The organism is Mycoplana rhizolycopersici, assembly GCF_013378445.1.
In the GTDB taxonomy this organism is placed as follows: Bacteria; Pseudomonadota; Alphaproteobacteria; order Rhizobiales; family Rhizobiaceae; genus Mycoplana; species Mycoplana rhizolycopersici.
Genome location: NZ_JABXYK010000017.1, coordinates 24773 through 39300, shown reverse-complemented (window position 1 = coordinate 39300; position 14528 = coordinate 24773). Strand labels below are relative to the sequence as shown.

The following is a 14528-nucleotide window of genomic DNA, read 5'->3' as shown; positions in this document are numbered from 1 at the left end:
TGTTTTGTTTTGTGTCTGCCACAAGGCGGGCACGGCGAAAGGACAAAGGAAAATGGTCGAAAAGGTACCGATGACTCAGGGCGGTTTCGTCAAGCTGCAGGAAGAACTGCGCTGGCGCCAGCAGGAGGAGCGCCCGCGAATCATCGAGGCAATTTCCGAAGCCCGCGCCCATGGCGACCTTTCGGAGAACGCCGAATACCATGCCGCCAAGGAAGCGCAGAGCCACAACGAAGGCCGGATCACCGAGCTCGAGGACCTGACCGCGCGCGCCGAGGTGATCGACCTCTCCAAGATGTCCGGCGACACGGTCAAGTTCGGCGCCAAGGTGAAGCTCGTCGACGAGGACACCGAGGAAGAGAAGGTCTACCAGATCGTCGGCGACCAGGAAGCTGACGTGAAGGCCGGCCGCATCTCGATCTCGTCCCCGATCGCGCGTGCGCTGATCGGCAAGGAGGTCGGTGAATCGATCGAGGTCAACGCGCCCGGCGGCTCCAAGGCCTACGAGATCCTCTCGATCAGCTGGGGTTGATGCCGTCAGCATGACAGGCAGGCTGCCAGATAACGAAGGCGGCGTCGACATTGCCGATGTCGACGCCATCGCGCCGAATTTCAAGCGCCGCCTTTCCGGCGTCACCTCAACGATCATCCAGCTGGTACCGATGCAGCGCTTGCTCGGCCAGCGCGTCGCCACGCTCGGTCCCGGCCTGCCGCGCGACCTGCCGCACATGCGTTTCCGCGATCTGGTTTCGCTCTGGCGCCCTCCTGCCGGCCGCAGCCATCGCGTCTGGCATGCGCGCCGCAACACCGAAATGCTGCCGGGGATCCTGCTGCGCGACGTGCTGCGCATGCCGCTGAAGCTTCTCTTCACCTCCGCCGCCCAGCGTCGCCACAGCCGCTATACAAAGTTCCTGATCAGCCGCATGGACGCGGTGATCGCCACCAGCGAACGCTCCGGCTCCTATCTCGAGGTGCCGCATACCGTCATCCAGCACGGCGTCGATCTGGAGCGCTTCCATCCGCCGCAGGGCGCCGAAGACACGATTGAGGCTGCCGGGCTGCCGGGAAAATATCTGGTCGGCTGCTTCGGCCGCGTGCGTCACCAGAAGGGCACGGACCTGTTCGTCCGCGCGATGATCGAGCTCCTGCCGCACCATCCGGAATGGACGGCCGTTATTTCCGGTCGAATCACGCCCGAACACAAGGGGTTTGCGGACGACCTGAAGGCGCAGATCGCAGCCGCCGGCCTTTCGTCCCGCATTGTCTTTCTCGGCGAGGTCGACGACATCAAGCCCTGGTACCGGCGACTGGCGCTCTACGTGGCGCCCTCCCGCAACGAAGGCTTCGGCCTCACCCCGCTCGAAGCCATGGCCTCGCAGACGGCCGTCGTCACCTCCGATGCCGGCGCCTATGCGGAAATGACCATCGAAGGCGTGACCGGCGCGGTCGTTCCGGCAGGCGACGGCACCGCCATGACGAACGCGATCGGCCGCTACATGGCCGACCCGGATGCAACGCTTGCGGCGGGACGCAAGGCGCTGGACCACGTGCGCGCCAAATTTGCGCTCGAAAAGGAAGCCCGCGCCATCGGGGAAGTCTACCGGCGGCTGCTGTCCTGACGGCCAGCGGTCAGACGCCGGTTCGCACCAGCCGGTCGTCATAGGCGATTGCGATGTCGGCCAGCGCCGAGACCGGTGAAAAGTTGACTAACCCGATGCCCTGCTCTTCGGCCACGGCCTTTGCCAGAGCGATGTGTCCGAGAATGCGGCCTTCGGCATCGGCCACGCCGGAAAATGCCGATGTGCCCTTCTCTTCATAGAACCGCGGCTGCCTGGCGTTGCGGATATCGATACCGACGAAGCCGATCATCATCGGGCGCAACGCCACCGCGAACTGCAGCACTGATACGGCCACCGATCCGCCCTGGAACACGCCGCGATCGGGCTGAAGCGAAAAGCCGTATTCACCGGTCGGATCCAGCCGCACGAAATCCAGCCCGCCGATCTGTGCGGGCGTGCGGCGCGGCAGACCGTAGGGCTTGCGAATATCGTTGATCAGGACCACGCGCTTGTCGGCGAGCCAGCCGCGATCGTGCTCGCAGATCGCCCTTAAGGCTGCGACCGAGAACAGGCAGGCCTGGCCTGCCGCGATCTTCTCCCGCATCAGGTCGAAATGCCGATGGACGAAGCGTTCGTCCTCCACCGCAATGGCGAGCGGCGAGGCAACCGGGCCGCCGGCGAGATGAATGGCACCGTTCAGAAGTATCGCACCGCGCGGATCGAGGCGGGAGAGATCTGCGCCGGCGACGGACGGCCCGGAGCCTATGATATGGATCCACTCGCGCGAACCATCGAGAAGAATGTCCGTCCCCTCGAGCCCGACCACCGGCTGGCTGCGATAGTGCAGCACCCGCTTCCCGTCGATCGAAAGCCCCGGGAACCAGTCCTGCGCATGGGCGAGGTTCCGGCCGAGAAAGAGCCGGGCGCCGAGCTTGATCAGCGAGCGGGAGAAAGGTCGGTCCGAGCGCGCCATCGCCTCAGACCTCCACCAGCCCGAGCTTCTTGACCTGGCGGATGGTCAGCATGGTGCGAACGGTGTCGACGTGCTCATTTGCGGTCAGCACCTCGATCACGAAGTCCTGGAAACGGGTCAGGTTTTCGGCCACGCAATGCAGCAGGAAGTCGCTGTCGCCGGAAACCATCCATGCCTGGCGGACCAATGGCCATTCGGCGGTGGCCGCGGCAAAGGCCTTCAGGTTCGCCTCGGACTGGTGTTTCAGGCCCACCATGCAGAAGGCGACCAGGTCGAAGCCGAGCGCCGGCGCGTTCAGCATCGCATGATAGCCCTCGATGATGCCAGCCTCCTCCAGCTTGCGGACCCGCCGCAGGCAGGGCGGCGCGGAAATTCCGGCCTTGGCGGCCAGCTCCACATTGGTCATGCGGCCATCGGCCTGAAGCTCCTTGAGTATCTTGATGTCGATGGCATCGAGTTCGGCGCGAAACACGGCTGGTCTTCCCTGATTTTGTTTGGCTGGCGGATTACCAGAAACCGCCCGCTGACGTAAGATAATTGCAGCGGCAAGAACAAAAATGTCACGCCGGACGCCAAGTCTGTTGGCAATTGGTTCCACGCCCTTGAATCTTGGCCCCCCGCACTCATAAATGAACGACAAAATTCTTCAGTCGCCCCGCATCTTTGTTTGATGGACGGGCGAGCAATGCCAGGGAGTGCAGCCATGTCTGCCCGTCACGTCAAAGTCCTGATCATCGGCTCCGGCCCGGCCGGCTACACGGCCGCCATCTACACGGCGCGCGCCATGCTGGAACCGGTACTGATCGCCGGCATGGAACAGGGCGGCCAGCTCATGATCACCACCGACGTCGAGAACTATCCAGGCTACGCCGAACCTGTGCAGGGGCCGTGGATGATGGAGCAGATGCTCAAGCAGGCCCAGCACGTCGGCGCGGAGATCGTCAACGATCTCGTCACCGCCGTCGATCTCGACGTGCGCCCCTTCCGCATCCATACCGACAGCGGCAAGGTCTGGACCGCTGATGCCCTGATCATCGCGACCGGCGCCAAGGCCAAGTGGCTCGGCATCGAAACCGAGCACAAGTTCCAGGGCTTCGGCGTTTCGGCCTGCGCCACCTGCGACGGTTTCTTTTATCGCAACAAGGACGTGATCGTCGTCGGCGGCGGCAATTCGGCCGTCGAGGAAGCGCTCTACCTGTCGAACCTGGCAAAGACCGTCACGGTCGTCCACCGTCGCGATTCCTTCCGCTCCGAAAAGATCCTGCAGGAGCGGCTGTTCGCCAAGGATAACGTGAAGGTGATCTGGGACCACGAGGTGATAGAGTATCTCGGCAGCGAGGCGAAGCCGCCGATGCCGGCCTCGGTCAACGGCGTCCGGCTGAAGAACACCAAGACCGGCGCGGTCACCGACATGCAGACCGACGGGGTATTCGTAGCGATCGGCCACGCGCCCGCCGTCGAACTGTTTGTCGGCAAGCTGAAGCAGAAGCCGAACGGCTATCTGTGGACCGCCGCCGATTCGACGGCAACCGACGTGCCCGGCGTTTTCGCCGCGGGCGACGTCACCGACGACATCTATCGCCAAGCCGTCACCGCGGCCGGCATGGGCTGCATGGCCGCGCTCGAGACGGAAAGATATCTCGCCGGTCATATGCCTGTCGCAATTGCGGCCGAGTAGAAGCCGCCAATAACGCGAGGCGGGCCGCGTCCCGCACACGCGGGAGTGGGAACAGATTGTCAGCAACGGGCGGGAAACGGTCGACGTTCCCCGCCCTGAAGATATGGGGGACGTAATGGCGCTCGACTGGGACAAGCTGCGGATATTTCATGCCGCAGCCGAGGCCGGTTCGTTCACACACGCAGCGGACAAGCTTCACCTGTCGCAATCCGCCATCAGCCGCCAGGTCAGCGCGCTGGAGCAGGATGTCGGCATCAAGCTGTTCCATCGGCATGCCCGCGGGCTGATCCTGACCGAACAGGGCGAAATCCTCTATCGCACCGCCCACGACGTGCTGATGAAGCTCGAGAGTGTCCGCGTCCAGCTGACCGAGACGACGGAAAAGCCAAGCGGCAAGCTGCGCATTACCACGACCGTCGGCCTCGGCCAGGGGTGGCTCACAGACAAGGTCCAGGAATTCCTGGCCCTTTATCCGGACATGCAGGTCCAGCTGATCCTCGACAACGAGGAACTGGACGTCAACATGCGCCACGCCGACTGCGCCATCCGCCTGCGCGAGCCGCAGCAGTCCGACCTCATCCAGCGCAAGCTCTTCACCGTGCACATGCACGTCTATGCCGCGCCCTCCTACATCAACCGCTACGGCGAGCCGCAGTCGATCGACGACCTCGACCACCACAAGATCATCACCTTCGGCGAGCCGGCGCCGAACTACCTGCTCGACGTCAACTGGCTGCAGATCGCCGGGCGCGATTCGGACAACCCCCGCCCCTCCGTCCTGCAGATCAACAGCCTGACCTCGATCAAGCGGGCCTGCCTGCTCGGCATCGGCATCGCCATGCTGCCGGACTACATCGTCGGCCGCGATCCGGGCCTGCTGCAGCTGGTGACGAATGCCGACGTGCCGTCGTTCGATACCTATTTCTGCTATCCGCACGAGATGAAGAATGCCGCGAAGCTCAAGGTCTTCCGCGACTTCATCGTCTCGAAAGCGCGCAACTGGAACTTCTGACGGCAATCGGCGTCGCCGGCGGCTTCGATTCGTGCTGCGCCCGGGCCGCGGGCGAACTGAAGCCATGTCCATCTCTTTACAAAAAGAAGCACCGCGCACGCCTTTTCCTTGCGCGGACGCGCCCCTCCCCGCGCGAGGTTGATACGACGGCCCCAGAGCTGTGCTGCCCGTTTGCAATAAAATCGATTAAATCCATCGATTCCGAAGCGATTTCGCCTGGTGCGCGGCTTCCGGCACAGGCCTGCATCCAGGACATGGCTGACATGCACATTAAATGATTGCCCGCTGCCCAAAAAACCAGCATACAGCGCGCAGCTGATGCATTTGCGGTGGTTTTCCTCCCAGTGCCACCCGCAGCAGCTGTTCCCCTCTGGAGGTTTTTACCTTCAAAACTATAAAGGGCCCAAGTTCATCTTGTGGCCCTCTTTTTTTGCCCTGAATCTTGCGCTTTGCAAATTTATTTCCGACTGCGGCAATGTGTCGACAATTCGTTCCCTTGAAACGGTGCCGCGTTTGCTCCATATCCGTGTCAGTCGATGCGTTTTGGCGGTTTTTTCCTCCCAGTGCCGCCGCATCGGCTGTTCCCCTCTGGAGGTTCAGACCTTCACACCTACAGGGCCCTGGCTTTTGCTTGCGGCCCCTTTTTTTTGCCTCGTGAAATCTTTTTGGCCGCTCCCTTGAATATCGAAAATCGGCGATCGATATATCGGTAAATCGCGATTTAGCGAAACGAGGCAACAATGGAAGCCGAGGAAATCTTCAAGGCATTGGCCCATCCGGTCCGGGTCGAAATTCTCAACTGGCTGCGCGAGCCCGAAAAGCACTTCGCAAGCCAGGAGCATCCGCTCGACATGGGGGTCTGCGCCAGCCAGTTCGAGCGTTGCGGGCTTTCGCAGTCGACCGTGTCGGCCCATCTCGCCACCCTTCACCGGGCCGATCTCGTCACCACGAAGCGCATCGGCCAGTGGATCTTCTACAAGCGAAACGAGGAAACCATCGCCGCATTCCTGAAGCATGTGAACGAAACCCTCTGACTGCTTACCGCTGGCCGCACCTCCCGCGGCCAGCCCGACGCCCATCCCCAGACCAGAACCGAAAGAGACATCCCATGACCAGCCTGTTCGATCCCACCGACGCCGGTGACCTGCATCTCTCAAACCGCATCGTCATGGCGCCGCTGACGCGCAACCGCTCCCCCAAGGCTGTTCCCAACACGCTGAACACGACCTACTACGAGCAGCGCGCCAGCGCCGGACTGCTGATCACCGAGGGCACGGCCATCACCCAGCAGGGCCAGGGCTACGCCGACGTTCCCGGCCTCTACACACCGGAGGCACTGGCCGGCTGGAAGCATGTGACCGACGCGGTTCACAAGGCCGGCGGCAAGATCGTCGTGCAGATGTGGCACGTCGGTCGCGTGTCCCACACGAGCCTGCAACCGAACGGCGGCCAGCCCGTGGCGCCGTCGGCGATCACCGCGCAGTCCAAGACCTACATCATGAACCCGGACGGCACCGGCGCCTTCGCCCCGACCTCCGAGCCCCGCGCGCTCGAGACCGCAGAGATTGCGGGCATCGTCGAGGACTATCGCAAGGCCGCGCGCGCCGCGATCGAAGCCGGCTTCGACGGCGTCGAGATCCATGCCGCCAACGGCTACCTTCTCGACCAGTTCCTGCGTTCGGGCAGCAACAAGCGCACGGATTCCTATGGCGGTTCCATCGAGAACCGGGCGCGCTTCCTCTTCGAGGTTGTCGCCGCGATAACCGCCGAGATCGGCGCCGGCCGCACGGCGATCCGCCTCTCCCCGGTCACTCCGGCAAACGACGTCTTCGATCCCGAGCCGCAGCCACTGTTCGAGCATGTAGTCGCGGGCCTGCCCGACGATCTCTCCTATGTCCACATCATCGAGGGCGCCACCGGCGGCCCGCGCGACTATCTGCAGGGCGACATTCCCTTCGACTATGCCGCGCTGAAGGCCGCCTATCGCGACAAGGGCGGCAAGGCGGCCTGGATGGTCAACAACGGCTATGACCGCCAGATGGCGATCGAAGCAGTGGAAAGCGGCAATGCGGACCTCGTCGCGTTCGGCAAGCTTTTCATCTCCAATCCCGATCTCGTCGGGCGGCTTCGTGCCGACGCGCCGCTGAACGCGCCGGACCAGGCCACCTTCTACGGCGGCGGCGCAAAGGGCTATACCGACTATCCCGCGCAGCCCAAGGTCGCCTGAGCGAAACCGGCACGGACTGCCTTCAACATCGCCATCTCCCCGTCCGGCGGGGAGATGGCATCTGCGACACCCTCCCGCGCGGCACGCAGGGCAGCCGCACTGGCGAGAGAGGCCCTTCACCACCCTTCCCACGTGGGGAAGAGCTTAATCCAGCCTCCCCAGCCACGCCCCCTTTTGGCAGGCAAGCACGGCAGATTCGCTCCTCCTGTGGGGGGAGAAGGCCGGCAGGTCAGAGGGGCCTGTCATAGCGATCGCCATGTCATCAGCGAACGGCCGGCCGCGATATGCGGCTCCACTTCTCGCGCAGCCCCGGCGATGCTATCAAGGCAGGCGCGCCAACGGCACGAGGAACGGGGCGATGTTCGCAGGCACATGGCGGTCGGCACTGAAGCGCCCTGTCAGGGTCCTGCTGTCGCTCGCCTTTTCCCTCGCCATTGCCGCCACCGTCCCCTTTCCCGTCAGGGCCCAGCCTGAGTTCCGCGCCCCGCCGCCCTGCCTGTTTGCAACGGATCTTTCCGACGGCACCCGGCTCTGCATCCGGCAGCAGACGTATAATCGCGACATCTGCCGCGCGATCGAGAGCTACGCCCGCATCAATGCGCTGCCGGCCGACTATTTTGCCCGCCTGATCTGGCGCGAAAGCCTGTTCCGCCCCGATGCCGTCAGCCCGAAAGGCGCCGAAGGCATCGCCCAGTTCATGCCGGGCACGGCCAGGCTGCGCGGGCTGAAGGACAGTTTTCACCCGCTCGAAGCCCTTGGAAAATCGGCGGAATATCTGGCCGACCTGCGCGACCGCTTCGGTAATCTCGGGCTTGCCGCCGCCGCCTACAATGCCGGCGAAGGGGGCCTGTCCAACTTCATCGCGACCGGCGAGCTTCCGCTCGAAACGCGCGCCTATGTCATCGCGATCACGGCGCACACGGCCGAACAATGGAAGGAGGCGCCGCCCGAAAAGCTCGAACTGGCCCTCGACAAGAACATTCCCTTCCAGCAGGCCTGCGTCGCGCTTGCCGACAGCCGCAGGCTGAAGGATTTCGATTTTCCAGACGAGGGTGAGTGGGCGCCCTGGGGCGTGCAGCTCGCCGCCCATTTTAACAAGCCGGCCGCCTACCGCCTCTTCACGATGGCCGTAGAGCGGCTACCGCCGCCGCTGAATGCCGAGAAGCCGTTGATCCAGCGCGAGCGCCAGGCCCGCTTTGGCGCGAGACCGCGCTATACCGCCCGCATCGCTCGCCAGTCGCGAAAAGAGGCCGACGCGCTCTGCAACCGCATCCGCACCGCCGGCGGCGCCTGCATCGTCTTTCGCAACTGAAGCTGCCGGAACGCGATCGACGAACAATATCATCGCCGAGTTGCCAAGCCCCATCTCCGCGCTATCTTGCCGGAGCGGCGTTTTCCTTTGACTCCAGCAGGTTACGCCGGCATCGCACACGAAGGACCAGCCACGGGTATTCATCTTGATAAACCTTCGCCGTCTCCGAGAGGAAAAAAACCTCATCGTCGCCCTGGTCGTGGCGATCGCGGCCTATGCGGCGGAACATGAGGTGCTGGCCGCGGGTCGCGCGCTGACCCTCGTCATCGCCTTCGCACTCGTCGCCACCATCATTCTCGCCTCGACCCGGGTGGCGCACCATGCCGAGGTGCTTGCCGCCAAGGTCGGCGATCCCTACGGAACGATGATCCTGACGCTGTCGGCGGTGCTGGTGGAAGTCGTGGTGCTGGCGATCATGATGCAGGAGGCGACCTCGCCGACCCTCGTGCGCGACACCATCTACGCAGCCGTCATGCTCGACATCAACGGCATCATCGGGCTCGCAGCCCTGCTCGGTGGCCTGCGCCACGGCGAGCAACCCTATAATGACGACTCCAGCCGCACCTACAGCGTCATGATCCTGACCGCCATGGGCATTTCGATGATCGTACCGGAATTCGTTCCGCGCGAGAGCTGGCAGCTCTATTCCATGTTCACGATCCTGGCCATGATTGCGCTCTACACGCTCTTCCTGCGCCTGCAGGTCGGCCAGCACAGCTACTTCTTCAGCTATGCCTATCCCCGCGCCGCACAGGCGGGGCAACATAGCGGGCATGCCGAAAAGGACGACGAGCCCGCCCTGCCTTCGATTCTCGTCATCATCGCCGGCGTCGTCATCATCGGTGCGCTCGCGGAGGTGATGTCAACGACGTTGAGCGCCGGACTGGAAGGCACCGGCGCGCCGGTGGCGCTGATGGCCGTCATTGTCGCTGCGATCTCGGCTGCCCCCGAGATTCTGACCGCCATGCGCGCCGCCCTGGCAAACCGCATGCAGTCCGTGGTCAACATCGCCATGGGTGCGTCGCTGTCGACGGTCATCCTGACCGTGCCGGTGATGGAGACGATCGCGCTCTATACCGGACAGCCGTTCATCATGGCGATGAGCCCGGCGCAGACGGTGATGGTGGCGATCACCCTCATCGTCGCCGCAATCAACCTCAACGACGGCATGACCAACGCCATCGAGGGCATGACCCACTTCATTCTTTTTTCGACCTTCGTGATGCTGACGGTGATCGGGCTCTAAAGCAAGCCGCGCAAAAGTGTGCCGCGGTTTTGCGACAACGACTGCGCAAAACATAGACCTGAATCGTCTCGCGTGAATCTTTCTCATGCGAGACGGCTTAGGTATCCGAGACGACGCTCAACCGCTCGGCGCTCCCTCCTTGACGGAACCGCACAAAGCGCTGCTCGAGCACCTCGCTGCCCCATTGGGTGCCGGGGCGTTCCTCCGCCAGAACGAAACCCCGCGTTTCATAGAGATGGCGCGCCGCATCGAGCCCCGAAAAGGTCCAAAGATGCGTCTCGGCAAAGCCCGTCTCGTCGGCAAACGCCAGCGCCCCATCGAGCAGCCTCTTGCCGCTGCCTGAGCCGCGCATGGCATCATCCACGATGAACCATCGCAGATGGGCTGTTCCCGCCCCGATGTCCTCGCCGTCGATTGCGACCGAACCGACGATTTCTTTTCCCTGCATCGCCGCACAGATTTCGTTGCCAGGATTGCCGAGACGGTTGCAGAACTCCGCAAGGCCGGCAGCCACGACGGACTCGAAACGCTGCCCGAAGCCCGACGTCCGGGCATAGTAGAGCGCATGCATCGCCGTAATGCGCGCGATCAGGCCCGGACGATATCCGCGGACGATCGCTGCAGCCGGGGCGGCTGGGTGAACGGCCGACGGCGCCGCCAGCGCGTCCACATAGAGTTGCAGTCCCTCCAGAACGGCAAGGTCCTGACCTGGCTTCAGCCGTCCGAGCGCACCGGACACCCGGGCGCGGGCGAAGGCGTTGATGGCCGCAACACGTTTCCTGCCGGACGCAGTCAGGGACAGTCGCTTGACGCGGCCGTCTTCTTCCCCTGCCTCTTCCTGCACCGCACCCGCCTCGACAAGCTTCCGCAGCATGCGGCTGATGCTCGACTTTTCCAGGAGGAGGCGCACAGCAAGGTCACGCGCAGTGACGCAACCGCCCTCGATCTCGATCAGCGCATGGACGGCCGATGGCGGCAGATCGGTCCCGGCGAAGTCTCCTCCCATAAAGCCCAGTTCGCGAACGAGTTGGCGGGAGACGGCCCGGATGGCGTCGACGGAGACATGCGCATTCTCATCGGACATGATCGACGTGGCCTCAATAAAGTTGCATCATGCAACCATTTAAATCGCATAACCATGCGCCGTCAATGGGCAGGGGATGCGGCAACCACCAATCACAGTGGCCGCCGCCCGATACTATCAGATAGACACTAAGCAAATGATTTCAGACAGTTAGACCGAATTCCGGAATCGCATCCGTAGCGACTTGAATCGCTTTCGGAGCAGGCCAGCCCCCACGAAAAAACCCGCCATTGCTGGCGGGTTTCGTTCTGGCCGTCGTCGTACCGGCTGATTACTTGCAGGCGGCGCAGAAGCGCTGGATGCGCTTGCAGGCTTCTTCCAGCTGGGCTTCCGACGTCGCATAGGAAATGCGGAAGTTGGGGCCGAGGCCGAAGGCTGACCCGTGAACGACCGCCACGCCTTCCGCTTCGAGCAGCTCGGAGACGAAGTCCTCGTCGGTCTCGATGACCTTGCCCGAGGGTGCGGTCTTGCCGATCAGGCCCTTGCACGACGGGTAAACGTAGAAGGCACCTTCCGGAGAGGGGCACTCGATGCCCTTGGCCTGGTTCAGCATGGAGACGACGAGGTCGCGGCGGCCCTCGAAGATCTTCTTGTTCTCGGGGATGAAATCCTGCGTGCCGTTCAACGCCTCGACGGCGGCCCATTGGGCGATCGAGCACGCACCCGAGGTCTGCTGGCCCTGGATCATGTCCATCGCCTTGATCAGGCTCAGCGGGCCTGCGGCGTAGCCGATGCGCCAGCCGGTCATCGCATAAGCCTTGGAGACGCCGTTCATCGTCAGCGTGCGGTCGTAGAGCTTCGGCTCGACCTCGACCGGGGTCGCGAACTTGAAGTCGCCATAGGTCAGGTGCTCGTACATGTCATCGGTCAGGATCCAGACATGCGGATGCTTCAGGAGCACGTCGGTCAGCGCCTTCAGTTCGTCGTGCGAATAGGCGGCACCCGACGGGTTGGACGGCGAGTTGAAGATGAACCACTTCGTCTTCGGCGTGATCGCACGGTCGAGATCCTCAGGCGTCAGCTTGAACTTGTTTTCCTGCGTCGTGGCGACGAACACCGGCGTGCCGCCGCACAGCGCCACCATCTCCGGATAGGAGACCCAGTAGGGGGTGGGGATGACGACTTCATCGCCCGGATTCAGCGTTGCCATGAAGGCGTTGAAAAGAATCTGCTTTCCACCGGTGCCGACGATCGTCTGGGCGGCCGTGTAGTCGAGGTTGTTCTCGCGCTTGAACTTCTTGACGATCGCCTCGCGCAGTTCGGGAATGCCGGAGACGGGCGTGTACTTCGTCTCGCCGCGGTTGATCGCCTCGATCGCAGCCTGCTTGATGTTGTCGGGCGTGTCGAAGTCCGGCTCGCCGGCGCCGAGGCCGATCACGTCACGGCCTTTCGCTTTGAGCTCGCGCGCCTTCTGCGAGACGGCGATGGTGGCGGAAGGCTTCACACGGGAAAGGGCGTCGGCAAGAAAGGCCATGGTCGATTGTCCGTTTTCGGGTTCAAAGACAGCTTGAGGCCATGGGCCGGCCGCGGCTGTCCCATGGCGGATAGGTCTATGGCCAAACTGCACCCGTCTTGCAAGGCTCGGCGCTCGAAAAATAGCGCCAAGCGCCTGCATTCGCCGCAGGATGAAGAGTTTTCATGAACACCATCACCAGCTCAGATGGATCGCGCGCCCTTCTGCGGCAGCTTCCCACCGCATTTGACGGGAAATGTTCAGGCAGGGTTAATGCTGCCGGTATAGTATCCGTGAGGCTACCTGACGTTCAGGGTGCGCCGGACGATGCCAATGACAGAACGCAGCATATTCGCCAATCTGAACCGCGACGCCGACGGCATCGCCACTGCCTGCTACGGCCCCTATACCCTCAAATCCGCCTTCCAGCCGATCCTGCGCGAAACGTCCGAGGGTATCTTCTCGCTGGAAGCAATCGAGGGGCTCGTCCGCGTCGAATGCGATGGCGCGCTCGTCTCGCCGGCAGACTTCTTTGCCCTTGTCCCGCAGGACGACCGGCCGATGGTCGACAGCCTGTGCCGCAGCCTGCATATCCTCAATGCCGGCCATCTCAGCCGACCCGACGCCGTCCTGTTGGTCAATTCGCAGCCCGGCCTTTTCCAGTCCGCGCATGCGATCCGTCAGGAAGTCGATCGGATGCGGCTCGCCGCATATGAGGCAGCCCTCCCCTCTTCGTCGATCGCCTGCGAAATTCGCGACTTGCCGGACGACGAGACCGACGCGGCGGCGGATCTGTCCGGGCAACTGCACGATGCGGGTTTTCTCGTCGCCATCGACGAATATGCCGCCGGAGACGGCGATCTTGCGCGCCTTGCGCGGCTGGCGCCCGATCTCCTGAAGTTCGATCCGATCTGGTTACAGCGCTTCGGCCGGCAGCCAACGGCCGCGGCCCTCCTGCGGGTCATCGTCGCCCAACTCGAGCGCGAGGGCATCCGTCCCATCGTTGCCAACATCGAGGAGGCCTGGCAGATGGAGCTTTGCCGGGAGATCGGCATGCCGCTGATGCAGGGATACCTGCTCGCCCGGCCTCAACTGGCGCCGACCTCCTTCGGCCTCGATTTTCCCGATCCGGACGACCTGGCCGTGTACGGGGCAGCCAGCCCGCCGAACGATGCGATAGCCCCGACGCGCAGTCGCCGTACCTTCGGGCGGCGCACCGGCTGAAGTAGCCTCATAAGTACCACCCTGCGCCAGCTGACCTTGACGGGCACGACAAGCGTTCTATTCGCAGAAATTCGGCGAGTACCCAGCTTTTTCTGCACGCCACGATATCACCACAACATCGGTCGAGGGACGCCCTATTTCAGTCCCCCTGACGCCGATTTCGGCGTGCCTTCTACCCCTCAACAAGGCGCCAAGCCAAATCTGACGGGAGAAGAAGATGTTCATAGACGACGAGAAGATGGTCAGGGATGGCCGCAGGCGCGAAAGCCGTGCGGTAGTCTACATCACCGTCACGGCACTCGCAGCCTGCGTGCTGATGATCGTAGGCCTCATGAATGTCGCTTCCGCAGCGACCTTCGACGACGAACGCTCGATCCTGCAGGGCCAGTTCGGCGAAACACGTCTCGCACTCGACCTGCACCGTTCCGGACCGACCTTCGACGCGGGTGCGGACCTGCTTGCCGTCGACGGCATCGACAGGATGACGACGGCAAGCACGAAGACCAGTGACGACAAAGCCACAAGAGACGAGGCTTCCTCCGTCGACCGGCGCCTGGCAACCGCAATCGGGCTGAGCGGCCTCATCACGCTTGCCGGCCTCAGCCAGATCGCCGGCCGCAGTTCGAACGGCAACCCCTCGCCGAACGTCACCTGGCACAGCGAAGCATGAACACATGCCGCCCTCGGCGCTTTCCGGTACCGAGGGGCAGCGCAAGCGCTCCGCAATCATCCTTTCGTGAAGGCATCTTGAAAACGCTTACCG

General features: G+C 63.2%; 14 protein-coding genes. 10 read left to right on the top strand and 4 right to left on the bottom strand.

Annotated elements, in window-relative coordinates; all coding sequences use genetic code 11:
* Nucleotides 1-52: 52 nt before the first annotated feature.
* Both greA and HV823_RS21640 read left to right on the top strand, forming a co-directional pair.
* Nucleotides 53-529 (top strand): transcription elongation factor GreA, encoded by a 477-nt coding sequence (gene greA, locus HV823_RS21645; protein WP_176951779.1) that lies wholly within the window; start codon nt 53-55, stop codon nt 527-529.
* Nucleotides 530-539: 10 nt separating this feature from the next.
* The gene (locus tag HV823_RS21640; RefSeq protein WP_176951778.1) at nt 540-1616 is read left to right on the top strand and encodes a glycosyltransferase family 4 protein; all 1077 of its coding nucleotides are present in this window, start codon (nt 540-542) and stop codon (nt 1614-1616) included.
* A 10-nt stretch (nt 1617-1626) separates the two neighbouring features.
* On the opposite strand, the gene HV823_RS21635 is transcribed toward HV823_RS21640, so the two are convergent.
* Together HV823_RS21635 and HV823_RS21630 are read right to left on the bottom strand one after the other, a co-directional pair.
* The gene (locus tag HV823_RS21635; protein ID WP_176951777.1) at nt 1627-2529 is read right to left on the bottom strand and encodes a glycosyl transferase; all 903 of its coding nucleotides are present in this window, start codon (nt 2527-2529) and stop codon (nt 1627-1629) included.
* 4 nt (nt 2530-2533) lie between these two features.
* Nucleotides 2534-3001: an Lrp/AsnC family transcriptional regulator gene (locus HV823_RS21630; protein ID WP_108004002.1), complete on the bottom strand. Its 468-nt coding sequence runs from the start codon at nt 2999-3001 to the stop codon at nt 2534-2536.
* A gap of 231 nt (nt 3002-3232) precedes the next feature.
* On the opposite strand from HV823_RS21630, the gene trxB reads away from it, so the two are divergent.
* The 6 genes from trxB (at nt 3233) to HV823_RS21600 (ending at nt 10004) form a co-directional block, all read left to right on the top strand.
* Entirely contained in the window at nt 3233-4207 is a 975-nt protein-coding gene (gene trxB, locus HV823_RS21625; RefSeq protein WP_176951776.1) for a thioredoxin-disulfide reductase, read from the top strand.
* 115 nt (nt 4208-4322) lie between these two features.
* Nucleotides 4323-5219, top strand: coding sequence for a LysR family transcriptional regulator VtlR (locus HV823_RS21620; protein WP_176951775.1), 897 nt, complete (start codon nt 4323-4325; stop codon nt 5217-5219).
* Between the two features lie 740 nt (nt 5220-5959).
* Nucleotides 5960-6253 (top strand): ArsR/SmtB family transcription factor, encoded by a 294-nt coding sequence (locus tag HV823_RS21615; RefSeq protein ID WP_176951774.1) that lies wholly within the window; start codon nt 5960-5962, stop codon nt 6251-6253.
* Nucleotides 6254-6327: 74 nt separating this feature from the next.
* On the top strand, nt 6328-7446 hold the full coding sequence (locus HV823_RS21610) for an alkene reductase (RefSeq protein ID WP_176951773.1): 1119 nt from the start codon (nt 6328-6330) through the stop codon (nt 7444-7446).
* A gap of 358 nt (nt 7447-7804) precedes the next feature.
* Nucleotides 7805-8758, top strand: coding sequence for a lytic transglycosylase domain-containing protein (locus tag HV823_RS21605; protein ID WP_176951772.1), 954 nt, complete (start codon nt 7805-7807; stop codon nt 8756-8758).
* A gap of 145 nt (nt 8759-8903) precedes the next feature.
* Nucleotides 8904-10004, top strand: a complete 1101-nt coding sequence (locus tag HV823_RS21600; RefSeq protein WP_176951771.1) for a calcium:cation antiporter — start codon at nt 8904-8906, stop codon at nt 10002-10004.
* Nucleotides 10005-10101: 97 nt separating this feature from the next.
* On the opposite strand, the gene HV823_RS21595 is transcribed toward HV823_RS21600, so the two are convergent.
* The gene (locus HV823_RS21595) at nt 10102-11088 is read right to left on the bottom strand and encodes a bifunctional helix-turn-helix transcriptional regulator/GNAT family N-acetyltransferase (RefSeq protein ID WP_176951770.1); all 987 of its coding nucleotides are present in this window, start codon (nt 11086-11088) and stop codon (nt 10102-10104) included.
* 271 nt (nt 11089-11359) lie between these two features.
* A complete protein-coding gene (locus tag HV823_RS21590; RefSeq protein ID WP_176951769.1) occupies nt 11360-12562 on the bottom strand; it encodes a pyridoxal phosphate-dependent aminotransferase in 1203 nt (400 codons plus the stop codon).
* A gap of 312 nt (nt 12563-12874) precedes the next feature.
* On the opposite strand from HV823_RS21590, the gene HV823_RS21585 reads away from it, so the two are divergent.
* Both HV823_RS21585 and HV823_RS21580 read left to right on the top strand, forming a co-directional pair.
* The gene (locus HV823_RS21585) at nt 12875-13765 is read left to right on the top strand and encodes an EAL domain-containing protein (RefSeq protein ID WP_176951768.1); all 891 of its coding nucleotides are present in this window, start codon (nt 12875-12877) and stop codon (nt 13763-13765) included.
* A gap of 217 nt (nt 13766-13982) precedes the next feature.
* Nucleotides 13983-14435, top strand: coding sequence for a hypothetical protein (locus HV823_RS21580; protein ID WP_176951767.1), 453 nt, complete (start codon nt 13983-13985; stop codon nt 14433-14435).
* The last annotated feature ends 93 nt before the right edge of the window (nt 14436-14528 follow it).

Coding starts and splice junctions, on each gene's coding strand:
- greA (WP_176951779.1), top strand. CDS start 53: ATGGTCGAAAAGGTACCGATGACTCAGGGCGGTTTCGTCAAGCTGCAG.
- HV823_RS21640 (WP_176951778.1), top strand. CDS start 540: ATGACAGGCAGGCTGCCAGATAACGAAGGCGGCGTCGACATTGCCGAT.
- HV823_RS21635 (WP_176951777.1), bottom strand. CDS start 2,529: ATGGCGCGCTCGGACCGACCTTTCTCCCGCTCGCTGATCAAGCTCGGC.
- trxB (WP_176951776.1), top strand. CDS start 3,233: ATGTCTGCCCGTCACGTCAAAGTCCTGATCATCGGCTCCGGCCCGGCC.
- HV823_RS21620 (WP_176951775.1), top strand. CDS start 4,323: ATGGCGCTCGACTGGGACAAGCTGCGGATATTTCATGCCGCAGCCGAG.
- HV823_RS21615 (WP_176951774.1), top strand. CDS start 5,960: ATGGAAGCCGAGGAAATCTTCAAGGCATTGGCCCATCCGGTCCGGGTC.
- HV823_RS21610 (WP_176951773.1), top strand. CDS start 6,328: ATGACCAGCCTGTTCGATCCCACCGACGCCGGTGACCTGCATCTCTCA.
- HV823_RS21605 (WP_176951772.1), top strand. CDS start 7,805: ATGTTCGCAGGCACATGGCGGTCGGCACTGAAGCGCCCTGTCAGGGTC.
- HV823_RS21595 (WP_176951770.1), bottom strand. CDS start 11,088: ATGTCCGATGAGAATGCGCATGTCTCCGTCGACGCCATCCGGGCCGTC.
- HV823_RS21590 (WP_176951769.1), bottom strand. CDS start 12,562: ATGGCCTTTCTTGCCGACGCCCTTTCCCGTGTGAAGCCTTCCGCCACC.
- HV823_RS21585 (WP_176951768.1), top strand. CDS start 12,875: ATGACAGAACGCAGCATATTCGCCAATCTGAACCGCGACGCCGACGGC.
- HV823_RS21580 (WP_176951767.1), top strand. CDS start 13,983: ATGTTCATAGACGACGAGAAGATGGTCAGGGATGGCCGCAGGCGCGAA.